The organism is Massilia sp. GCM10023247 (genome assembly GCF_042653325.1).
In the GTDB taxonomy this organism is placed as follows: domain Bacteria; phylum Pseudomonadota; class Gammaproteobacteria; order Burkholderiales; family Burkholderiaceae_D; genus Telluria.
In genome coordinates, this window is record NZ_JBHSIB010000007.1 from 133,836 (window position 1) to 156,964 (window position 23,129).

At 68.1% G+C, this 23,129-nt stretch carries 16 protein-coding genes; 13 read left to right on the top strand and 3 right to left on the bottom strand.

From position 1 onward, the window contains the following. The first annotated feature begins 63 nt into the window (after positions 1-63). The 6 genes from ACFPAH_RS04340 (at position 64) to ACFPAH_RS04365 (ending at position 8,748) form a co-directional block, all read left to right on the top strand. Complete coding sequence (locus ACFPAH_RS04340) at positions 64-1,017, top strand: IS1595 family transposase (protein ID WP_379741189.1); 954 nt, start codon at positions 64-66, stop codon at positions 1,015-1,017. Positions 1,018-1,300: 283 nt separating this feature from the next. After that, complete coding sequence (locus ACFPAH_RS04345; protein WP_379741192.1) at positions 1,301-2,536, top strand: YaiO family outer membrane beta-barrel protein; 1,236 nt, start codon at positions 1,301-1,303, stop codon at positions 2,534-2,536. 154 nt (positions 2,537-2,690) lie between these two features. Continuing rightward, a complete protein-coding gene (locus ACFPAH_RS04350; protein WP_379741195.1) occupies positions 2,691-4,439 on the top strand; it encodes a sensor histidine kinase in 1,749 nt (582 codons plus the stop codon). 10 nt (positions 4,440-4,449) lie between these two features. Continuing rightward, on the top strand, positions 4,450-4,914 hold the full coding sequence (locus tag ACFPAH_RS04355; protein ID WP_379741198.1) for a response regulator: 465 nt from the start codon (positions 4,450-4,452) through the stop codon (positions 4,912-4,914). Positions 4,915-4,943: 29 nt separating this feature from the next. Then, positions 4,944-6,428 (top strand): sensor histidine kinase, encoded by a 1,485-nt coding sequence (locus ACFPAH_RS04360; RefSeq protein WP_379741201.1) that lies wholly within the window; start codon positions 4,944-4,946, stop codon positions 6,426-6,428. Then, positions 6,421-8,748 (top strand): response regulator, encoded by a 2,328-nt coding sequence (locus ACFPAH_RS04365; RefSeq protein WP_379741204.1) that lies wholly within the window; start codon positions 6,421-6,423, stop codon positions 8,746-8,748. The genes ACFPAH_RS04360 and ACFPAH_RS04365 overlap by 8 nt, the downstream gene beginning before the upstream one ends. Positions 8,749-8,788: 40 nt before the next feature. Here the strand turns inward: ACFPAH_RS04365 and ACFPAH_RS04370 are convergent, their stop codons facing one another. After that, positions 8,789-9,178, bottom strand: coding sequence for a hypothetical protein (locus ACFPAH_RS04370; RefSeq protein WP_379741207.1), 390 nt, complete (start codon positions 9,176-9,178; stop codon positions 8,789-8,791). A 199-nt stretch (positions 9,179-9,377) separates the two neighbouring features. Here ACFPAH_RS04370 and ACFPAH_RS04375 point away from each other — a divergent pair, with 199 nt between their 5' ends. The 3 genes from ACFPAH_RS04375 (at position 9,378) to ACFPAH_RS04385 (ending at position 12,060) form a co-directional block, all read left to right on the top strand. Then, positions 9,378-9,752 carry a response regulator transcription factor gene (locus ACFPAH_RS04375; protein ID WP_379741210.1) on the top strand — a complete coding sequence of 125 codons (375 nt, stop codon included), beginning with the start codon at positions 9,378-9,380 and terminating at the stop codon, positions 9,750-9,752. A 104-nt stretch (positions 9,753-9,856) separates the two neighbouring features. Continuing rightward, a complete protein-coding gene (locus tag ACFPAH_RS04380; protein WP_379741213.1) occupies positions 9,857-11,008 on the top strand; it encodes a YjgN family protein in 1,152 nt (383 codons plus the stop codon). 5 nt (positions 11,009-11,013) lie between these two features. Next, positions 11,014-12,060 carry a M48 family metallopeptidase gene (locus ACFPAH_RS04385; protein ID WP_379741216.1) on the top strand — a complete coding sequence of 349 codons (1,047 nt, stop codon included), beginning with the start codon at positions 11,014-11,016 and terminating at the stop codon, positions 12,058-12,060. Positions 12,061-12,074: 14 nt separating this feature from the next. On the opposite strand, the gene ACFPAH_RS04390 is transcribed toward ACFPAH_RS04385, so the two are convergent. Continuing rightward, positions 12,075-15,251: an error-prone DNA polymerase gene (locus tag ACFPAH_RS04390; protein ID WP_379741219.1), complete on the bottom strand. Its 3,177-nt coding sequence runs from the start codon at positions 15,249-15,251 to the stop codon at positions 12,075-12,077. A 19-nt stretch (positions 15,252-15,270) separates the two neighbouring features. Here ACFPAH_RS04390 and ACFPAH_RS04395 point away from each other — a divergent pair, with 19 nt between their 5' ends. The 3 genes from ACFPAH_RS04395 (at position 15,271) to ACFPAH_RS04405 (ending at position 19,638) form a co-directional block, all read left to right on the top strand. After that, positions 15,271-16,125, top strand: a complete 855-nt coding sequence (locus ACFPAH_RS04395) for a PhzF family phenazine biosynthesis protein (protein ID WP_379741221.1) — start codon at positions 15,271-15,273, stop codon at positions 16,123-16,125. Between the two features lie 132 nt (positions 16,126-16,257). Beyond that, a complete protein-coding gene (locus tag ACFPAH_RS04400) occupies positions 16,258-18,231 on the top strand; it encodes an alkaline phosphatase family protein (RefSeq protein WP_379742953.1) in 1,974 nt (657 codons plus the stop codon). Positions 18,232-18,339: 108 nt separating this feature from the next. After that, positions 18,340-19,638, top strand: coding sequence for a metal-dependent hydrolase family protein (locus tag ACFPAH_RS04405; RefSeq protein ID WP_379741223.1), 1,299 nt, complete (start codon positions 18,340-18,342; stop codon positions 19,636-19,638). A 19-nt stretch (positions 19,639-19,657) separates the two neighbouring features. Here the strand turns inward: ACFPAH_RS04405 and ACFPAH_RS04410 are convergent, their stop codons facing one another. Further along, positions 19,658-21,337 carry a mechanosensitive ion channel family protein gene (locus tag ACFPAH_RS04410; RefSeq protein WP_379741225.1) on the bottom strand — a complete coding sequence of 560 codons (1,680 nt, stop codon included), beginning with the start codon at positions 21,335-21,337 and terminating at the stop codon, positions 19,658-19,660. Between the two features lie 364 nt (positions 21,338-21,701). Between ACFPAH_RS04410 and ACFPAH_RS04415 the strand changes: the two genes are divergently transcribed. Continuing rightward, the gene (locus ACFPAH_RS04415; protein ID WP_379741228.1) at positions 21,702-23,126 is read left to right on the top strand and encodes an MATE family efflux transporter; all 1,425 of its coding nucleotides are present in this window, start codon (positions 21,702-21,704) and stop codon (positions 23,124-23,126) included. Positions 23,127-23,129 lie beyond the last annotated feature (3 nt).

Genomic DNA, 23,129 nt, shown 5'->3' on the forward strand with positions numbered 1-23,129 from the left:
TTAAGTGTGGAATCTTCGGATACGGCTGAGGTCCAACCTGGACCCAACCATGCCGGAGGCGCCATGCAAGCACGTCCGTTCAAGAAATTGCTCACCCGTATTGCCTCGTTGACGCGGCGCCAGCGCGAACAATTGCTCGGCTTGCTGCTGCCAGCAGCCAAGCTGGACAAGGTGGCCGACCTGGTCGAACAGGCCAGCGCGGCCAGGCTGGCTTGCCCGGCGTGCGGGTCCCAGCAGCTGTACAGCCACGGACGGGCCAATGGCCTGCAGCGCTATCGCTGCAAGGAATGCGGACGCACCTGCAATGCCCTGAGCGGCACGGCGCTCGCACGCCTGCGCCACAAGGAGCGCTGGCTCGATTACTTACAAACCATGCTCGATTCGCGCAGCGTGCGCCGCAGCGCCGTTGATCTCGGCGTGGCCGGTGCCACCAGTTTTCGCTGGCGCCACCGCTTCCTGAGTACGAGCAAGCACGACCGGGCAGCACGCCTGTCCGGCATTGCCGAAGCCGACGAGATGTATCTGCTCGAATCGCACAAGGGATCGCGCACGCTGGCGCGTGCGCCACGCAAGCGCGGCGGGAAAGCGACAAAACGCGGCATCTCGAGCGAACAGGTGTGCATTCTGGTTGCCCGCGACCGCACCGGCCAGACGCTCGATTGGGTGCCCGGCAAGGGACCGGTGACGCGCGCGCAATTGCAGCAACACCTGCTGCCGCGGCTGGAGCGCGACGTGCTGCTCGTCACCGACGCCCACGCCGCCTACGGGGCGTTTGCCCGCCAAGTCGGCATCTCGCATGAGGCGGTCAACCTGCAGGCGGGGATCAGAATGCGCGGCGCGATCCACGTGCAAAACGTGAATGCCTACCACAGCCGGCTGCGCGGCTGGCTGCTGCCGTTTCGGGGCGTTGCCAGCCGCTACCTGGACAACTACCTGGGCTGGCGCTGGGCGCTCGACGGCCAGCGGATTGCCACGCCCGAAGCCTTGCTGCGCGCGGCGCTTGGGGTGGGAGGCTGAGCACGCGACGCCCAGTGTGCGACGCGCGGCATTTCCACACTTAACGCGAACAGCGCCTTTTTTTTTGGATTGCCTTACTGCGCCGATCATCATCGGCTGATACCGCGCGGGCACGAGTGCCCACGCGGTCTGGACCTCCGCACACCAATATCATGCCGGCGTGACCACACTTGAAGCCTGCACGCGACACCCGGCACATGCGCGTCTTGACGCCCCCTTTTCGCTAGGGCAAAGTTGCGCCTCTGCATTACCAGACGGTAATGCGCGTTTCTGCTTCCTTTCCATGCCTGTCGACTACCAACTCCCCTCGCCTCCCCCCGCCCAGGTGCAACCCGCCCGCCCCGCCTCCTTCGAGGAACAGTACGACAAGGCGCGCGCGCTCGCCAACGGTGGCCAGCCGGGCCTGGCGGTGGCGGCCTACGGCACCCTGCTGGCGCAGGCGCCCGGCAATGCCGACGTGCTGCTGGGCCGCGGGATCGCCTACACGCGCCTGGAACGCTGGGCCGAGGCCCGGGCCGACCTGGAAGCGGCTGCACAGACCGCGCCCGGTTATGCCGACGTCTGGCTCGCGCTCGGCAACCTGCATCAGTGGAACGGCCGGCCGGAAGCGGCGCTCCAGGCCTACGACCGCCTGCTCGCGCTGCGGCCGGGCGACCCGGCAGGCTGGATCGCCCGCGCCCGCGCCAACCGGGCGCTCGGACGCAACGCGCAGGCGCGCGCCGACCTGGCCCAGGCCCGCGCCGCGGGCGCCGATGGCGCCGGGATCGACGCCGCCGAACTGGACTTGCAGCCGCTGCCGGCGCGCGCCGCCAACCCGGAAGCAGCGCCGGCCGACGGCTACACCTGGGCCGCCGGCCTGTCCGGCGGCTGGCTTGATGCCGGTAGCGGCGCTCGCTGGAACGACCAGACCGCCAGCGTACGCCGCTACCTGCAGCAGGGCTCGATCGGCTTCGAGACCCTGCGCGCCCAGCGCTTCGGCCAGACCGCACATGCCTGGGCGCTCGACGCCTATGTCGGCCTCTGGAGCGGCGCCTACGCCAACCTGCGCTACCAGCGTGCGCCAGCGGCCCGCCTGTTCCCGGCCAACGCTGGCCGCGTCGAGCTCTACCAGTCGCTGGGCGGCGGCTGGGAAGCCTCGCTCAGCGAAGACGTGCTCGGCTTCGATTCGCGCGTGAACATCCATGGCGTGGCGCTCGGTAAATACACGGGCAACTGGTACCTGCAACTGCGCCACCAGCACATCGCCCTGGAAGGCTCGCACAGCAAGGGCCAGCGCCTGCTGGCCCGTTACTACTACGCGGGAGACGCCGACAGCTATGTCGAGGCAAGCGTCAACAGCGGCCGCAGCGACGACCCGCTGTCGCTCTCCGGCGCGCGCGCCCGGTCCGGCGGCGGCAGCCTGACCTGGGTCCGCTACTGGTCGCGCGACTGGGGCACCAGGGCCGGCGCCAGCGTGGCGCGCGGGGCCAAGGACGCGCGCGAACGCGGCGTTTCGGTGGGCCTGTATCGGAGGTGGTGATCGGGAGGACGGTGTTGGCGGGGTCCGGTACGCGTGGAGTCGGGAGCGGTTCGCCGCCCGCTCCACCCAACCGTGGCGCGCCGAGGCTGCTATCTCGGGTATCCTGAACCCGCGGCCGGCGCGCTGGTGTTCCGGGCGGCAGCCACCCTAGCCGATGAAAACACGCAAAGTCCAGCTACCCGTCACGATCGCCACGCTCGTCAGCCTGGTCGTCCTGAGCGCGGCCTTGCTGATCCTCCACCGCAGCATCAAGGACCAGGACGCATCCTGGGAATGGGTGGTCCATACCCGCGAGGTACTGGAACAGCTGCAAACGACGCTGACGCACGTCAGCGATGCCGAGGCGGCCCAGCGCGGCTTCCTGCTGACCGGGAACGAACTGTTCGCCGGCAGCTACCTCCGGGCGCGCGACGCCATCCCGGCCGAGATCAGGACCTTGCGCGGGCTGACCGCCGATAACCCGCGCCAGCAACAGTCGCTCGCGCCGCTCGAAGCGCGCATCGCCGAGCGCCTGTCCATGCTCGAGGAAGTCATGGCGCAACGGCGGCGCGGCATCGCCCCGAGCGTCGCCACGCTCGAATCCGGGCACCTGCTCAAGCAGGCCATCCAGGCGCAGGCCAACCTGGTCCGCGCCGAGGAACAGCGCCTGCTCGCGCAGCGCCAGGAGCGCTCGCAAACGGCGCGCCAGGAGCTGCTGACGGCGGTCGGCATCGCGGCGGCGCTGTCGGTCTTCCTGATCGTCCTGCTGTGGGTGATCTCCTCGCGCGGCGCCGCCCGCCTGCTGGCCGAGCGGGCCCAGATCGAGACCATCTACCGCGCCGTGCCGGTTGGCCTGGGCTATGTCGGCGCCGACCTGCGCCTGGCCGAACTGAACGACGCGCTGGTCGACGCGGCGGGCCGGCCCAAGGCGGACTGCATCGGCGCCTCGCCGGCCGAGGTCCTGCCTGCGCCGCTGGGCGAGCAGGTCGGCCGTCACCTGGCCCAGGTGCTGCGCGCGCGGCACCAGCTGGGCGGCATCGAATTCCATGCCGCGGCCGGCGCCGAACGGCGCGACTGGCTGGGCAGTTTCTATCCGGTGATCGACGAGAACGAAGTCAGGGGCATCGTGCTGGCCCTGCTCGAAGTCACCCAGATCAAGGCCGCGCAGCGCGAGCTGATCGCCGCCAACGAATCGCTCGAACAGCGCATCGAAGAACGGACTGCCCGGATTGCCGAAGCCAATGCCGAACTGCGCGCGTTTGCCCATACCGTCGCGCACGACCTGCGCGCGCCGCTGCGCAATGTCGAGGGTTTCGCCACCGCCCTGCTCGAAGACGAGGCGCCGCGCCTGTCCGAGGACGGCAAGCTGTTCGCCGCGCGCATCGTGGCGGCCGTGACGCGCATGGACCGCCTCATTACCGACCTGCTGGCCTATAGCCGCCTGGCGCGCGCCGAGCTGCAGCTCGACGCGGTCGATACCGACACCGTCCTGCGGACCGTGCTGCGCGACCTGGAAACCCAGGTCCGGGAAAGCGGCGCGCGCATCGCGATCGCGCCCGGCCTGCCGGCGGTGCGGGCCAACCAGGGCGTCCTGGTCCAGGTGCTCGACAACCTGGTGTCGAACGCCCTCAAGTTCGTCGCGCCAGGGGTCGTCCCCGAGGTCGCGATCCACGCTTCGACGGACGGAACCACGGTAAACCTGTTGATAGAGGATAATGGCATCGGTATCGCGCCCGAACACCACGAGCATGTGTTCGGCGTGTTCGAACGGCTGCACGGCCACGAAACATACCCCGGCACCGGAATCGGCCTGGCGATCGTGCGCAAAGGACTCGAGCGCATGGGCGGCGCAGTGCGCATTCTCGGCAGGCAGCAAGGCGGGACAGTGTTCGAGGTGACCCTGCCCGCAGCAATAATTGGCTGAAGGAAAAACAATGGACAAGCTGATGGAGGCCGGCGAACAGACCGGCCTGCCGGTCATCCTGCTGGTCGAAGACAACCCCGACGACGTGCTGCTGGCGCGGCGCGCGCTGAAAAAAGCGGAGCTGCCGGTCGCGCTCCAGGTGGCGAGCGACGGCGACGAAGCGGTCGGCTACCTCGGCGCCGGCGGGCGCCCTGCGCACCTGTCGCTGATCCTGCTCGACCTGAAACTGCCGAAACGCTCGGGCCTGGAAGTCTTGCGCTGGATCCGCGCGCAGGGCGAACTGGCGACCACGCCGGTGGTGGTGCTGACCTCGTCGAGCGAACACGAAGACATCCATCAGGCCTATGCGCTGGGCGCTAACTCCTATCTGCAAAAGCCGGTGGCCTTCAATGGCCTGGTGGAGCTGCTGGGGGTACTTGGCCCGTATTGGCTGCAACATAACTTAACAGGAACCCACACGGCGGCGCGGCCGTGAAGCCTGACGCAACAAGACGAACACGATTCATGCTGACCATACTGCTGCTTGACGACAACCCGGACGACCGCGCGCTGGCGCGGCGCGAACTGGAACGCCACCTCCCCGAATGCGCCATCCGGGAAGTCGGCGACCGCGCCGCTTTCGAGCGCGAAATGCAGGACGGCCTGCGGGTGGATGTCGTCATCACCGATTTCCAGATGCGCTGGATCACGGGCCTGGACATCCTCAAGCAGATCAAAGCCTATGATCCCCAGATGCCGGTCATCATGTTCACGGCCACGGGCACCCAGGAAATCGCCGTCGAAGCGATGAAGCTCGGGCTCGACGATTACGTCATCAAGAGCCCGCGCCACTATGCGCGCCTGCCGGTGGCGGTGCGCACCTGCCTGGACCGCTCCGAAATCCGCGCCCGGGCGACCCGCTCCGAAACGCGCCTGGCGGCCCTGCTCGAGCATATCCAGCTCGGCGTGTTCCGCATGTCGCTCGAAGGGGAGATCGAAGAAGGCAACCGCGCGTTCTGGACCATGCTCGGCGGCGACCCGACCGCGCCCTCGGTCCTGCGCCACCCCTTGCTCGACCAGGTCGTGCGCAAGTTGCCGGACCTGCAGCAGGCCAGCGACGCCGCGGAGCTGCAGGCCGACATCGCCGCCACCGACGACAGCGGCCGCTACTTCATCGTCAAGCTGGTGCGGGTGACCGTCAACGGCCGCGACGCGGTCGACGGCATCGTCGAGGACGCCACCTCGCTGCGCCGCGCCGGCGCCGAGATCCACCGCCTCAACGCCGAACTCGAGCAGCGCATCGTGGAACGGACCCGGCAGCTGGAAGAGGCCAACGAGGCGCTCGAGACCTTCGGCTTTTCGGTATCGCACGACTTGCGCGAACCGCTGCGCACGATCCAGGGCTACGCGGCCGCGCTGCAGCAGGACCTGCAGGCCGGGGACCCGAGCAAGATCGACAATTACGTCGCCCGCATCAACGCGATCGCCGGGCGCATCGACCTGATGGTGTCGGACCTGCTCGAGTTCGCGCGCCTGTCGCGCGCCGAGATCGCGCTCGACAAGCTGCCGCTGGCCTGCGCGGTGCAGGACGCGCAGGCGACCCTGCAGCACGACCCGGCCTATCGCGCCGCCGACATCCAGGTCGACGTGCCGGAAGAACTGCAGGTGTGCGCCTTCCGGCCGATCCTGGTGCAGGCCCTGGCCAACCTGATCGGCAATGCGGTCAAGTTCGTGCGTCCCGAGACCCACGCGGCCGTCCTCATCGTGGCGCGCCCGCACGGCAACCAGGTCCGCATCGAAGTCCAGGACAACGGCATCGGCATGGCCGAGGAGGCGCAGGAGCGCGTCTTCGACGTGTTCGAGCGCCTGCACGGCGAGGAAGCCTACCCGGGCACCGGGATCGGGCTGGCGATCGTCAGAAAAGGCATCGAGCGCATGCACGGCACGGTCGGGGTGAAGTCGGTGGCCGGCGTCGGATCAAGCTTCTGGATCGACCTGCCGAATGCGTGACCCCATCAACATCATCCTCGTCGACGACAATCCCGACGACCGCGCCCTGGTCGAGCGCGAACTGAAACTGCGCATCGAGGCCGTCGCCGTGCGCCACGTCAGCGACGCGGCGGGCCTGCAGGCGGCGCTCGACGAAGGCCGGTTCGATGTCGCGGTCACCGATTACCGGCTGCGCTGGACCCTCGGCACCGAGGTGCTGCGGGCGATCAAGCTGCGCTATCCGCAGGTGCCGGTAATCATGTTCACCGGCAGCGGCAACGAGGAAGTCGCCGTCGACGCCATGAAGGAGGGACTGGACGACTACATCACGAAGACGCCCAAGCATTATCCGCGCGTGCCCTACGCGGTGCTCGGCTGTTTCGAGCGGGCCACCAACCGCGCCCGGCTGCAGGAATCCCTGGCGCGCGAATCCATGGCCAAGGCGCGCCTCGAAATCGCCCTGCAGTCGGCCGGGATGGGCACCTGGCAATACGACCCCGAAAGCCGGCAGTTAGCGTATTCGGACGACATCGGCCCGATGTTCGGGCAAGCGCGCGCGTTCACCCACGACAGTCTCGATGCGATGCTGGACCAGGTGCAGGCGGGCGACCGGGCCGCGCTGCGGGCCGCCCTGGACGACGCGCTCGCGACGGACGGCGCGTTCGCCATCGAGTTCCGCGCCGACGCGCCGGATGGCCGGGTGCGCTCGCTGGCCGTCAGCGCCAAGGTGATCCGCAACGATCCCGGCGCGGCCAGGCTCGTCATCGGCACGGCGCGCGACGTCTCGGCCGACGTCGCCGCCAAGGAAACGCAGCGCAAGCAGCAGGAAGAACTGCAGACCATCCTCGACGTGCTGCCGGTCGGTATCGCCATCAGCCGCGATGCGCAGGCGCGCCACGTCACCACCACGCCCTACCTGGCCGCGCTGCTCGGCGCCGAAGCGGGCGCCGATATCGGCACGTGCGGCACCGGGGAGCACGAGCCCTACCGCTATTTCCGCTCCGGCGAGCCGATGCTGTCCGCCGACTGGCCGATGCGGGTCGCGGCACGCCTGGGCGCGCCGGTGCGGGACGAGGAACTCGAAGTGCGCTTCCGCGACGGCCGCGCGCTGACCCTGCTGGTCAACGCCGCGCCGCTGCTCGACCGCCAGGGCGAGGTGCGCGGGGCGGTGGCGGCGCTCATGGACGTGAGCGCGCTCAAGCAAATCCAGCGCGAGCTCGAGGAGCTGAACCGGCAGAAAAGCGAGTTCCTGTCCATCCTCGCGCACGAGCTGCGCAACCCCATGGCGGCCATCGGCTATTCCGTCGAGATGCTGCGCCACGTCGGCTCGCCGGCGGCGATCGACAAGGCGCGCGAGGTCATCGCGCGCCAGACCGGCCACATGGGCAGGCTGCTCGACGACCTGCTCGACCTGAGCCGCATTACGCTCAACCGGATCGACCTGGCGCTCAAGCCGGTCGACATGCGGCGCGTGATCGAACTGGCCTGGGAGAGCGCGCGCGCGCAGTTCGAATCGCTCGACCACAAGGTGGCCTTCGAGCTGGCGCCGGTTCCGGCGCTGGTGCTGGGCGACGAAGTCAGGCTGACCCAGGTGATGAGCAACCTGCTCAACAATGCGGCCAAGTTCACCCCGGCCGGCGGGACCGTCACGGTCGGCGCGGCGCTCGAAGCCGGGCAAGTCGTGGTGACGGTGAGCGACAACGGCGTCGGCATCGATCCCGCCCAGCTCGAGCGGGTATTCGAGATGTTCTCCCAGGCGGAATCGAAGGTCAGCGGCGGCTCGGCCGGGCTGGGAATCGGTCTTGCGCTGGTGCGCAAACTGGTCGGCCTGCACGGCGGCACGGTGCGCGCCTTCAGCGACGGCACCGGCCACGGGACCACGCTGCGCGTCGCCCTGCCGCTGGCCGAGGGCGTCGAAGAGCCGGCGCAGGCGAGCGCCCAGGCTGCGAGCAGCGCGGAAATCCGGTTGCTGGTCGCGGACGACAATGCCGACGCGGTCGACCTGCTCGCCGAGGTGCTACGGATCGAAGGCTATTCGGTCGTGGTGGCGCACGACGGACGCGAAGCGATGGCGCGCGCCGAGGAGTGGCAGCCGCACGCACTGATCCTCGACATCGGCATGCCCCACGCGAACGGGCTGGAGGTCGCGCGCTGGGTACGCGCCCAGGCATGGGGCAAGGAAGCGATCCTGATCGCCGTGACCGGCTGGGGCCAGCAACAGGACCGCATGGCGACCAGCGAGGCCGGTTTCGATGTCCACCTGGTCAAGCCCGTCAATCCGCACGAGATCATGCGCACGCTCGGCTTGCGCCTGACGGCGGCGTATCGCGCGGGACGCTAGCCGAATGCAGGCCGGCCAGTGATGTCCGGCCGGCCCCGGCTCAGTCGGTCACGACGTGCCAGGCGTCCTTCACCTTGTCGCCCTTGCGCTCGCCGGGCTTGCTGTCCTTGACGAACCGGTACAGCGGCTTGCCCTTGTAGGCCAGTTGCCTGGTGCCGTCGTCCCGCGTGATGGTCGAGTAAGGCGCGGCGACGCGCTCGGTCGTGACGGGCACCGGCGGCCAGTTGGTGGCGCACTCGCCCTTGCACATGCTCTTGCCCGAACCGGCGGTGTCCTTGTCGAAGGTATAGACCGTCATGCCGCCGGAGTCGACCAGCACGCCGTCGGCCTTTTTCATGCCGGACTGGGCCCATACGCCGGCGGGGGCAAACGCGAGCGCGGCCAGGACGGTGGCAGCCAATGCCGCGCGGACAGGATGAATCGCTTTCATGGCAATCTCCCAGGGAACGGTGAGATTCGAGTATAGGCCTGCATGGACGGCGCACGGCGCCTACCCACCATGCATGAGCGTATTTACAACGGTCTGGACATTATTTCGTCCCCGCACCGCCCCTTGTGCTCAGCGCTCCTGTAATGTGCAACAGGCTCGACCGGCAACTGTTATCATGCCGACCTTCTCAAAGGCTTTCATGACTTCCAAAATCCTGATTCTGAACGTGGACGACTACGACCAGGCGCGCTATGTGAAGACGCGCCTGTTGCAGAATGCGGGCTTTCTCGTCGAGGAAGCAAGCAACGGCAGCGACGCGTTGGAAATGGCCGCGCGCCTGCACCCCAGCCTGGTGCTGCTCGACGTGCGCCTCCCGGACATCGACGGCCGCGAAGTCTGCCGCCGCATCAAGGCCGATCCGGCCACCAGCCGCATGAACGTGATCCACACCTCGGCCGCATTCATTTCCGAACAGGACGCGCGCGAGGGCCTCGCCAGCGGCGCCGACCGCTACATTCCCGTCCCCTTCGAGCCGCAAGACCTGATCGCCGCCGTGCGCGCCGTGCTGCACTGATCCCTGCCTCACCTATGGCGGCTGGGCTACCTGTTCAATATAAGGGTTGACAAACAGGCCAGCAAACAGCGACATTTCCTGGAGTTAAGTTTTTCGCTTACTCCATGCTTCCTGCCGACCTTCCTGTTGCGCTTGCTCTCCCCGGCGAGGATGCCCTGGTGCCGCCCATGCCGCGCACCTATTCCTTCCAGTTCACCGGTAGCGGACGCGAATACTTCCGTATCTGGGTCATCAATCTGCTGCTGAGCCTGGCGACGCTCGGCATCTATTCGGCCTGGGCCAAGGTGCGGCGCCTGCAATACTTCGACCGCAATACCATGCTCGCCGGCGCCGTCTTCGATTTCCACGGCGCGCCGGCAGCGATCCTGCGCGGCCGCGTGTTGGCCGTGCTGCTGCTGGCTGCTTACCAGTACGCCTTCGGTTTCTCGCTCGCCTTCGGGCTGGCCGTGGTCGGCGTGCTGTTGCTGGCGCTCCCTTACATGATGCGCGGGGCGCTGCGTTTCCGGCTCGGGAACACCTCGTATCGGGGGCTGCGCTTCCATTTCACCGGCTCGGTGCCGCGCGCCTACGGCAGCTACCTGGCGCCGATCGCGATCTTCCTGCTGCCGGGCGTCATGGTGGCGGTGATCGGCGAGAGTCCCTGGTCGGCCTTGCCCGTCGCGCTCTATCTCGGCTGGCCTGCCATGTACGGCTGGATGAAGCGCTACCAGTATGGCCACGTGGCCTATGGCGACCGGCATTCGTCGACCGACCTGTCGATCTACGAGTTTTTCAGGATATATGCCAGCGGCCTGCTGCTGGCGACGACCTTCATCCTGGTCGTATTCGCTCTCGGGATGGCCGCGGTACCGCTGAAAATCATGTTGCCGGCCGAGGCCGTCGACGCCCTGCTGGGAACGGCGATCGGGTGTGCCGCAGCGCTGATGGCCTACCTGCTGCTCGGCCCCTACCAGCAGGTGCGCGTCCTCAACCTGTGCCTGCCGGGCACGCGCTTTCCGGCCGTACGTTTCGTGTCGACGCTGTCGGCGCGCGCCCTCGCGCGCCTGCAAGTGAAGAACCTCCTGCTGACCCTGTTTACCCTCGGCCTGTACCGCCCGTTTGCGGTGGTAAGTGCCTACCGTTTTCGCCTCGCGCATCTGATGCTCGAAGTCGAGGCCGATGGAGGCTTCGACCACGTGCTGGCCGCCGTCAAGCCGGCCGGTGGAGCGGCGGGCGACGGCACGGCCGATTTCCTCGGCGTCGACCTGTCCTGGTGACCCCCATGATCAGCGCACACTACTATGATGGCCGCCATGCGCGCGCCCACGCCGTCGAACTGGCCGCCGCCGGGGGTGTGCTCACCCTGCGCGGCGAGATCGACAAGACCTACGAAGCACAGGCGACCCGCATCGCGGAGCCTTTCGCGCATGCGCCGACGGTGCTGTATTTCGCCGACGGCGCCCGTTGCGAAGTGCCGGGCGCCGGCGCCGGCCAGGCACTGCGCGAGGCGCTCGGCTACCGCGCTACCCGCATCGTGCGCCTGACCCGCCATACCTGGGCGGCGCTGGTGGCGCTCGTGTTACTGATCGCGCTGATCGTCGTCACCGCTGTATGGGGCGTGCCGGCGGCGGCCACGCGCATTGCCGCCGCGCTGCCGGCATCGGTCGACGCATCGCTGGGCGAAAGCGCGCTCAAGGCCCTGCATGCCGGCGGCACGCTCGAGGAAAGCCGCCTGAGCGACGAATGGCTGGCCGAGGTCGACAAAGCCCTGGCACGGGTCGCACCGCCGGACGTCCGGGTGCGGCTGCTGGTGCGCAAAGCCGATTCCCTGGGTGCGAACGCCATCGCCCTGCCCGGCGGGACCATCGTCGTGTCGGACCTGATGGTGCGCCTGATTGCGGGCCGGGCGGGCGACTTCGGCGAAGTCCAGCAGGCGCAGCTGGCGGGCGTGCTGGCGCACGAGATCGGGCACGTGCGCCTGCGCCACGGCACCCGCATCCTGGCAAGCTCCTCGCTGTCGGCGGCGCTGGCGGCCGCGCTGTTCGGCGACTTCAGCGGTGTCGCCGCCGTGCCGGCCGCGTTTGCCGGCATGCGCTATTCGCGCGAAATGGAAACCGACGCGGATAGCTACGCCATTGCGCTGCTGCAGAAAAACGGCATCTCGACGCTGCCGCTGGCGGACCTGCTCGATCAGGTCGAATCCGGCGGCGCGCCAGAAGAAGACGAGAAAGCGGCGCGTCCATGGCTGTGGGACGAGGCCGCCAGCTTCCTGCGGAGTCACCCGCTGACCGAAGAGCGCACTACGCGCCTGCGCGCGGCGGCGCGCTAATCGGTCAGGCCAGCTCAGCAGAAGTCGCGGCTGCTGGTCGTCAGCTTGCCCAGCAGGTGCGACATGTCCACCAGCCGCTTGGCCACCAGGTGGCGCACCTGGCCCTGGCTCTGCCAGATGCCGTACACGCCCAGCAGGTGCGCGCCCAGCACCTCCCTGCGCTGCTTGTCGACCAGGTCCGGCCAGACGATCACGTTGACGTTGCCGGTCTCGTCTTCCAGCGTCATGAACAGCACGCCTTTCGCCGTGCCGGGACGCTGGCGCACGGTGACGATGCCGCAGCCGCGCGCCAGCTGCCCGTCCTGGAATTCGTTCAGCATCGAGGCCGGCATGAAGCGCTGGGCCAGCAAAGCCTTGCGCAAGAGCGCGACCGGGTGGCGCCCCAGCGTCAGGCCCTGGGCGCGGTAGTCGCCGACGATCTCGTCGCCTTCGGAGGGCGCGGCCAACGCCGGCATCTCTTCCACCAGGGAGGTCGGGCGCAGCAAATCCTTGTCGGGCACGGCGCCCACCGCCTGCCACAGGGCTTCGCGGCGGTGGCCGGCCAGCGAGCGCAAGGCGTTGGCGCCGGCCAGCACCTGCAGGTCGCCGCGATCGAGCCCTGCCCTCCTGGCCAGGTCGACCACGCTCTCGAAAGGACGGATCGCGCGCGCGTCCTCGATGCGCGCGGCCGCTTCCCGGCTCATGCCGCGCTGCAGGGACAAGCCCAGCCGCACCGCCGGCTGGCGCGTGGGGTCGTCGAGTTCTTCCAGCGTCGATTCCCAGCCGCTGATCGCAATGTCGACCGGGCGCACCTCAATGCCGTGGCGCTGCGCGTCCTGCACCAGCTGCGAGGGGCTGTAGAAGCCCATCGGCTGGCTGTTGAGCAGCGCGCACAGGAAGGCGGCCGGCTCGTGGCACTTGAGCCAGGAACTGGCGTAGGCCAGCAAGGCGAAGCTGGCCGCGTGCGACTCCGGAAAACCATATTCGCCGAAACCCTGGATCTGGCTGAAGATGGCTTCCGCGAATTCGAGCTGGTAGCCGCGCTCCAGCATGCCGCGCACGATGCGGTCGTAATAGTGTTCCAGTCCTCCCTTTCTCTTCCAGGCCGCCATCGCGCGCCGCAGCTGGTCGGCCTCGCCCGGCGAAAAACCGGCGCCGAGGATCGCCACCTGCATCACCTGCTCCTGGAAGATCGGCACGCCAAGGGTGCGCCCCAGCGCGGCCTTCATTTCCTCGCTCGGGTAGACGACCGGTTCCAGGCCCTGGCGCCGGCGCAGGTACGGATGCACCATGCCGCCCTGGATCGGGCCGGGGCGCACCACCGCCACCTCGATCACGAGATCGTAGAACACGCGCGGCTTCATCCGCGGCAGCATGCTCATCTGGGCGCGCGATTCGATCTGGAACACGCCCACCGTGTCGGCCGCGCAGATCATGTCGTAGGTGGCCGGGTCGTCGGGCGGGATGTCCTGCATCTCGAACAGGGAGCCGTGGCGCAGGCTGACCAACTCCAGGGCGCGCCGCAGCATCGACAGCATGCCCAGCGCCAGCACGTCGACCTTCATCAGGCCCAGTTCCTCGAGGTCGTTCTTGTCCCACTGGATGACGCTGCGGTCGACCATGGTCGCGTTCTCGATCGGCACCAGGCGCGACAGCTTGCCCTGGGCGATGACGAAGCCGCCCGGGTGCTGCGACAGGTGGCGCGGGAAGTTCAGCAACTGCTGCGCCAGGGTCGCCCACTGGCGCGACAGCGGCGCCTCGGGATCGAGCCCGGATTCCTTCAGGCGGTTCAGCAGGTCGGCCTTGCTGTCGAACCAGTGGTGGGCTTTACAGACCTTTTCGATGATGGCGAGGTCGACGCCGAGCGCGCGGCCGCTGTCGCGCAGCGCGCTCTTCGGGCGGTAGCTGATGACGACCGCCGCCAATGCCGCGCGGGTGCGGCCGTATTTGTTGTAGATGTACTGGATGACTTCTTCACGGCGCTGGTGCTCGAAGTCGACGTCGATGTCGGGCGGCTCGTTGCGCTCTTTCGAAATGAAGCGCTCGAACAGCAGGTTCGCGCGCGCCGGGTCGACCTCGGTGATGCCGAGGCAGTAGCAGACGGCCGAATTGGCCGCCGAGCCGCGTCCCTGGCACAGGATGTTGTTGGAGCGCGCGAAACGCACGATGTCGTACACGGTCAGGAAGTAGTGCTCGTAGCCCATCTCGGCGATGAGTTCGAGCTCGTGCTCGACTTGCGCCTGCACCCTGGCCGGAATCCCTGCCCGAAAGCGCCGGTGCGCGCCGATATAGGTTTCGCTGCGCAGGAAACTGGCCGCCGTCTGCCCCGCCGGCACCACTTCGTTCGGATACTCGTAGCGCAGCTCGTCGAGCGAGAAGCGGCACAGGGAGGCGATACGCAGTGTCTCGCTTAACGCCGCCCTCGAATAGATGTTGGCCAGGCGCAGGCGCGCGCGCAGGTGCTGCTCGGCGTTCTGCGCGAGCCCGTAACCGCACTGCGCCACCGGCTTGTTCAGGCGCGTCGCGGTCAAGGTGTCCTGCAGCGGCTTGCGCGAGCGCACGTGCATCGTCACGTGGCCGAGCGCGACGAGCGGCAGCCGGTGCTGCAGGCCGATTTCCTCCACCCTGAACCGGTGCGCATCGTCGAAGGCGCGGTGCAGCAGCACCAGCCCGAGCCAGGCGCGCCCCGGGAACTGCGCCGCCACCCAGGCCGCCTGCTTGTGCAGCCGGTCGACGTCCTGCGGCTCGTGGCCCGGGTAATGCGGCAGCAAAATCGCCAGGCAGCCGGGCATGCCCTTCAGGTGCGCCAGTTCCCCCTGCGGGTCGGCGATATCTTCCGGCGTAAGAAAATAGGTGCCCTTCTCGCTGCGGGTGCGGCCGAGCGTGATGAATTCGGCCAGGTTGCCGTAGCCGTTGCGGTCCTGGGCCAGCAGGATCAGCGACAAGGCCGGGCTGCCGTCGGGCTGTTTTAAATGAAAATGGGCGCCGACGATGAAGGGCAGCGCCGCCTTCTTCGCCTCGGCGTGGGCCCGCACCACGCCGGCCAGGGAACACTCGTCGGTCAGCGCCAGCCCCGCATAACCCAGCCGCACCGCCCGCTCCACCAGTTCCTCGGCGTGCGAGGCGCCTTCCAGGAAGGAGAAATTCGACAGGCAGAATAACTCGGCGTAGTCGGGCAGTCTCTCGATCGGTGGCGGGGAGGAAGGCGGCATCGGCACGTTACAATGTGGTGTGTTCACAAACTACTGTATAAAAACACAGTATAGAGCCGGCGAGATCAACTTATCAATCATTTCCATGCGGATACAAGAATTCACATGTTTTGGCGGCGCGGCGGGTGGCGGCAATCCGGCGCTGGTGGTCGAGGATGGGCCGGCCGGGATTGAGGAACGGCAGGCGCTGGCGCGTGAGCGTGCGCTCACTTGCGTGTTTCTCGATGCGGCCGAGGCGCCGGGCAGCGCCGCCATGCTCGATTTCGTCTATCCGCACATGCGCAGCCCGCTCTGCCTGCATGCGACGCTGGCGGCAGCGCAAGTCCTGTTCGATCGGCATGGCAAGAGCGCGCCCTTGACGGTGACGACGGCAATGCACGGCCAGCGCCTCGTACTAACGCGGGACGGCGACGAAGTGTTTGTCGGGCTGGCGCGGCAGGCGGCGCCGCAAGTGGCAGTCGACGAGGCCCTGGCGCAGCGGCTGTTGGCCGCGCCAACGCTGCGCCTGGCCAGCGCGCCGCGCATCGCCTCGGTCGGCAGCCCGAAGCTGCTGCTCGAAGTGGCCGACCCGGACGCGCTTTACCGGTTGACGCCGGACCTCCCCTCGATCACCGCCTGGGGCCGGGAACACGGCGTGAGCGGCTGCTACGTGTGGTGCCGTACGGGCGCCAGCGGATTCGAGGGCCGCAACTTCAACCACCTCGACCCGGCGCTGGAAGACAGCGCCACCGGCGTCGCAGCCGGGGCGCTGACCGCCCTCCTCGGACATGGACTCACGTTGCGCCAAGGCCGTGTTACGGGGCGCGATTGCCTGATACGGACGGCGATCAAAAGTGATGCGGTGCTGGTTGGCGGGCGGGTTCGTCAAGGCTGATCAAGGTCTGCGCGCGCGGATGAGCCGTCTGCATGCCCGAGCCGTGCGGCGCGTCTGCTACACTGATTTGTTCGTTCAACCAGCATCGTGCACCGATTGATCCAGACTCCCGCCCCCGAGGGCCTGCCGCCTGTGCTTGCCGGTCCTGTCCTGCGCCGCCTCGAGCCAGGCCGCCTGGTGCTCTGGCTGGTCGGCAGCGCGCCGCTCGACCTGACCCTGGTGCTGGCGCCTAAGTTAGCCGAGGCAGGCACGCCGCGGCGCCTTCCGCTCGATGCGCGCAGTTGTCGCGTGATACCAATCGGCCGCCACGCCTGCGTGCACCTGATCGATGTCGCGCTGCCCGAACCGCTGCCGCAAGACACGGTCATCGAGTACGACCTGCTCGTCGCACAGGGCGACGGCAACGAGACCGGCATCGCGCAATGGGCGCCGCACCTGCTGCATGCCGGCGCGACGCGGCCGAACCTGGTGCTGCGCAGCCGCAGCGACAATATCCTGTTCGGCTCCTGCCGCAAGCCGCATCATCCCGCGCCTGACGGCCTGGCGCGCGCCGACGCCTTGCTGGCCGATCGTATCGAACGGGCCGACGAGCGGCCTGCCTTGCTCATGCTGTGCGGCGACCAGGTGTATGCCGACGACGTGGCAGGCCCGATGCTGGCCGCGATCCACGCGCTGGTCAGGCGCCTGGGCCTGTATGGCGAATGCCTGGAGGGCGCCGTGGTCGCCGACAGCGAGGCGCTGTACCGCCACCCGGCCAGTTACTACCGGCGCGAGGAGCTGCTGCCTGCGTTCAAGTCCAACGATGCGCTGCGCGACCGCTTCTTCGGCGGCAAGGAAAAGCCGATCTTCACCACGGCCAATGCCCACAACCACCTGGTGACCCTGGCCGAGGTGATGGCCATGTACCTGCTGGTCTGGTCGCCCCTGCCATGGCAACTGGTGGCGGATGCGCCGGCGCCCGCGCTCGATCCCCGATACGCAGAGCGCTGGCAACGCGAGTCGCAGGCGCTGGCGGGCTTTTGCCGCGACCTGCCCAGGTGCGCGCGGCTGCTGGCGCACGTGCAGACCCTGATGATCTTCGACGACCATGACATCACCGACGACTGGAACCTGTCGGCCAAGTGGGAAACCACCGCCTACGGGCACCCGTTCTCGCGCCGCATCGTCGGCAATGCGCTGATCGCCTACATGCTGTGCCAAGGCTGGGGCAACCGCCCCGATGTGTTCGAAACGGCGCTGGACGAGCTGGCGGCGCTGGCCGCCACGGCCGCTCTTGACGATGTTGCCAGTGCGCGGCTGGACGCGCCGCTGCAGGACGCGCTGGTCAAGCGCCTGCTGGCTTTCCGCCAGTGGGATTTCGTCGTACGGACCAAGCCCACGATCATCGTGCTCGATACCCGCACCCGGCGCTGGCGCAACCCGCGCCGGCCCGGCCATCCCTCGGGCCTGATGGACTGGGAATCGCTGACCGAGCTGCAGCACGAGCTGCTGGACGAAACGGCCGCCGTCATCGTCTCGCCGACGCCCATGTTCGGGGTCAAGCTGATCGAGGTGGTGCAAAAGGTGGCTGCCTTCGCCGGCCTGGCCCTGACCGTCGACGCCGAGAACTGGATGGCGCATCGCGACACGGCCGGCAGCATGCTCAATATCTTCCGCCATTCGCGCACCCCGGGCAATTACGTGATCCTGTCGGGCGATGTGCACTACTCGTTCGCCTATGATGTGGAGGTGCGCGAGGCAAGCCACCGCGACCATACCCCGCACGTCTGGCAGATCACCAGCAGCGGCATCAAGAACGCATTCCCGCGCCGCCTGCTCGACTGGCTCGATCGCCTCAATCGCTGGCTGTATGCTCCGCGCTCGCCGCTCAACTGGTTCACCCAGCGCCGCGACCTGGCCCTCACGCCGCGCCTGCCCGACCGCCGCCAGCATGGCGAGCGCGTCTGGAACGGCGCCGGCATCGGCCAGGTGTGGCTCGACGCCCAAGGCCGGCCGGTGCGCATCATGCAGCACAACGCCGATGGCGGGCCGTCGACCCGCTTCCTGGCGCCCGGGCAAGAAGCATCCCTGGCGGCGGCTGCCGAGCAGCCCTTGCGGAAGCACTGATCGGGACACCTCACCCCGCCCCGCTTCCCGCTTCCTCGCTCATCTGGACGGCTGCCAGGTATGCCGGTATAACGTTGCGTGTTATCTATCCAACATCGAGGTGATTTCTTGAAGCGACCGAATCAGCGCGCATTGCGCGTCGCATCCTTCTGCCTGGCCGCATTCGGCTGGCAAGCCGCCCAGGCAGCCGACGTCATCATCACCGCCGACCGCCTGCTCGACGTGCGCGGCGGGCGCATGATCCAGCACCCCGAAATCCTCGTACGCGACGGCAAGGTGGTCAGCGTCACGCGCGCGGGCGACGCGGGCGCTGCCGCAAACAGCGACGCCACCCGCATCGCCCTGCCCGGCATGACCCTGGTGCCCGGCCTGATCGACATGCACGTCCACCTCGATTCCGACCCCACCTACGGCGGCTACAGCTACCTCGAATACAACGACCGCTTCTGGTCGGCGCTGAGCGTGGTGCACGCCTCGCGCACGCTGGACGCCGGTTTCACGACGGTGCGCAACGTCGGCGCGCACGAATGGAACGACGTCGGCCTGAGCCAGGCGATCGCGGCCGGCAAGGTGCGCGGGCCGCGCATCATTCCCGCCGCCTGGTCCTTCGGGCCGACCGGCAGCCACTGCGACAGCACGTATTTTCCGCCGTCGATGCAGGAGAAAGGACCGTACAACGCCGACGGCCCGGACGAAGTGCGCAAGTCGGTGCGCGAACTGCGCAAGTACGGCGCCCAGGTCATCAAGGTCTGCGCCACCGGCGGCGTCTTCTCGCGCAATACCGAACCCGGCCAGCAACAGATGAACCTGGCCGAACTGCGCGCGGCCGTCGAAGAAGCCAGCCAATGGGGCCTGCAGGTGGCTGCCCATGCGCATGGCGCGGCCGGCATCAAGGACGCCATCCGGGCCGGCGTCAACACCATCGAGCACGCCAGCCTGATCGACGACGAAGGCATTGCGCTGGCGAAGAAGCACGGCGCCTGGCTGTCGATGGACATCTATAACGGCGACTACACGGCGGCCGAGGGCAAGAAGAACGGCGTGCTCGAAGATAACCTGAGGAAGGACCGCGAAGTGACCGAAGTGCAGCGCCAGAATTTCAAGCGCGCGCACGCGGCCGGCGTCAAGATGATCTACGGCACCGACGCCGGCGTCCACCCGCACGGCAACAACGGCAAGCAGTTCGCGGTCATGGTCAAGTACGGCATGACGCCGCTGCAGGCCATCCAGAGCGCCACCATCAACGCCGCCGAAGCCCTGGCGCGCAAGGACCTGGGCGTGGTCGAAGCGGGCCGCTACGCCGACATGGTGGCCGTGCCGGGCGACCCGACCGCCGACGTGCGCCTCCTCGAGGCCCCGGCCGTCGTGATCCAGAGCGGCGTGGTGGTCAAGCGCAACGCGCCCTGAGCCGGCGCGCAGCCCAAGCTCAGGGCCGGATGCGGGCGGTCTTCGCCAGCGCATCGCTGCGCTCGGCCCGCTCTTGCTCCTGCTCCTGCACCGGCGCCGGCGCCGGCGCCAGGGCATCGAGCTGCTCGGGCGCGAACACGATGGTCTGGGACTGGAAGGCCAGTCCGATGCCCGCCGCCTCCAGCCGCTCGTAGATCGACAGCAGCAAGGCTTCGCGGATCACGAGGCTGAGCTCGAAATCGAGCACCTCGATATACGAGAACACCTCGATATTGAACGAGCGCTCGGCGATCCGGCCCAGCCTGGCGCGAGCGCCTTCCGCGATGTCCTTGTGCGCAGTCAGCACCTCGAGCACGATTTCCAGCGCTTCCTTGAGCTTGGCCGAGGAGGTCCGGTAGTCCACCGCGATCACGGGGTTGAACAGGTAGCGGTCGCGCGCCGCGAAGTTCTCGATCTGGCGCGCCGACAGGTCGCCGTTCGGGATCGTGACCAGGGTGCGCTCGAGGGTGCGGATGCGGGTCGAGCGGATGCCGACGTCTTCGACGGTGCCGATCAGGTCGCCGACCCGGATGAAGTCGCCCACCTGCGCGGGGCGGTCGGCGATCACGGTGACGCTCCCGACCAGGTTTTCCACCGTCTTCTGGGCGCCCAGGGCCAGCGCGATGCCGCCGATGCCGAGCGCCGCGATCCCGGTGGTGACGTCGATGCCGAAGGTGTCGAGGATGCCGATCCCGGAGAACACCAGCAGCAGCACCTTGACCGTGCGCCGCAACAGGGTCACCACCGAGACCACCTGGCGCCGCTGGCGCCGCTGCATGCGCGCGATGACCAGTTCGGCCACCGCATCGACCAGGCGCAGGCCGAACCAGACGAAGGCGATCACGGAGACGATGCCGGTGTAGCGCAGCAGGGCCTGGCGCGCCACGATGGCGACCGGAAGCTGCTGGGCCCAGGGGAAGAACACGCCGACCGCGATCAGCAGGCTCAGTGGCGGCAAGGCCGCCTCGAAGAAGCGGTACAGGCCGTTCGCGGCGGGATCGGCCACCAGACGCCGCATGACCGCCACCAGCAGCGCCGCCACGATCCACAGGCCGCCGAAGATCATCACCCCCAGCCCGACCAGCATGCCCCAGTCCTTCAGCGGCGCGCCGGCGACGGCAACACCGTCCTTCTCCTTTTCCTGGGCGACCGTAGCGCCCTTGCTGGCCTGCGCGATCTGGCCGGCCGTCTCGCGCGATATCCGCCATACCTGCTGGCCCTCCTGCTCGCTGCGCGTCAGCAGGACCGGGACTTTCTTGCCCTCGACGGTGATCTGGCCGACATTTTCCTGGTCGAGCGGCAGCTCGTCGTCGACCTTGCCCAGCACATCGTTCGACAATGCGGCATACGGCTTGAGCGAGCCGCCACTGTCGAGCAGCGCCTCGAAATTGCGGGCCTGCGCCGCGGCGTTGACGCGCTGCCGGCTGCTGTCGAGCGGCAGGTCGAAATACTGGGCGGCGCGGTCGTAGTCGTGCTCCGCGAGGGCCGAGATCAGGCCGGACACCAGGGTGCGCGGGCTTTCGCGGCCCAGGGGATCGGGCAGGACGGCCGGCTTGGCGTCCGGCTCCGGCGTGGGAAGCAGGCTGGCGCTTGCAGGCAGGGCCAGGGCAAGCAGGAACAAGACCATGAACCTGAGGGTAGATAAGCGGATGCCCAACATTTTTCCTTTATCCGAGGGGCTGCAATGCAGCTATACCCCCTTCCGCCCCGCAAGACGGACGCCATGGCCGATGACCGGAGCGCCACCGGCAAGGTGGCAGGAGGCAGCCGCACGCGGCCCGGGTGTGAAGCGGCCGCGCACCCGCACGCAGCGTGAGCGCGACCATGCCTGGAGTCCGCATGCAGTGCGAAGCCAGGCGTCGAACCGCAAAGTCTAGCATCCGGGCGGGCGCATGTCCGCACGCTTGCGTGCCCTGCCGAACATCGTGTTCCGGCGCAATCCCTTAGCATGGACGCATGCATGACGCCGCCTCCACCGGGCGGCTCGCCCCATTCACCCTGCATTTATCTTTCATACGGTACCCATGGCCCAGGACCGCAAAACCCTGTTCCTCGAAGGCTCGATTCCGCGCGCATTGCTCACGCTGGCGGTCCCGATCATCCTCGCCAACCTGCTGCAGACGGCCTACCACCTGACCGATGCCTTCTGGGTCGGCAGGCTGGGCGCGTCGGCGGTGGCGGCCATTTCGGTCAGCTTTCCCGTCACCTTCCTGGTCATCGCCCTCGGCTCCGGCCTGGCCATGGCGGGCGCCACGATGAGCGCCCAGTATGCCGGCGCCGGGCGCCAGGACATGGTCAACCACGTCGCCGCGCAAACCATGCTCATGGTCGTGATCACCTCGGTGCTGTTCGGCGCCCTCGGCTATGCGCTCGCGCCCCTGCTGCTGCGCCTGCTCGGCGTGGCGCCCGAGGTGTATGCCGGGGCGCTCGGCTTCCTGCGCGTGTCCTTCGTCGGCATCCTCTTCGTCTTCATGTACGCCATGTTCCAGGCGCTGATGCGCGGCGTGGGCCAGACCCGGATTCCGCTCATGATCGTGGCCGGCACCGTGCTGCTGAACTTCGTGCTGGCGCCGCTGTTCATCTTCGGCTGGGGCCCGGTGCCGGCGCGCGGCGTGGTCGGCGCCGCCTACGCAACCCTGATCACCCAGGCGCTGGCCGCCGCGCTCGGGATGTGGATCTTCCTGCGCGGGCGGGACGGCATCGCCCTGCACTGGCGCGGGTTCAAGCCCGATGCGCACTACCTGAAGCGCGCCTTCTTCCTCGGCCTGCCGGGCTCGGTCGAACTGTCGACCCGCGCGCTCGGCCTGATGATCATGTCCTTCCTCGTGGCCAGCTTCGGCACTCTGGCCATCGCCTCTTATGGCGTCGGTTCGAACATCCTGCAGGTCATCACCATCCCGGTCATGGGCGTGGCGATGGCGGTGTCCACCCTCGTCGGCCAGAACATCGGCGCCGGCAACGTCGAGCGTGCCGAACGCGTCACCTGGCTGGGGACCGTCGCCAGTTTCGTCCTCCTCACGCTGCTCGGCGCCTTGGCCTGGCTGTTTGCGCCCTCGCTGGTGCGCTTTTTCGTTCCGGACGACGCGGCGGTGATCGAAGGCGGCGCCCACTTCATCCGCATCATGTGCCTGGCCTGGGGCGGCATCGGCATCCAGCTGTGCATCGTGTCGGCCTTCCGGGCCTCGGGCAACATGCTCAATGCGATGATCGTCGCGATGGTGTCGCAGTGGATGATCCAGTTCCCGGTCGCCTACGTGCTGGGCAAGCACACCACGCTCGGCGCGGACGGCTTGTGGTGGTCCTTCCCCGTCACCAACGTCGCGGTAGCCCTGATTTCGGTGGCCTGGTTCGCGCGCGGCAGCTGGAAGACCACCCGCCTCACCGAAGACGACCGGCAGGTGGCCGAAGTGACGAAGGAAACCGTGATCGAAGAAGGGGTGCTGCGCTAAGCC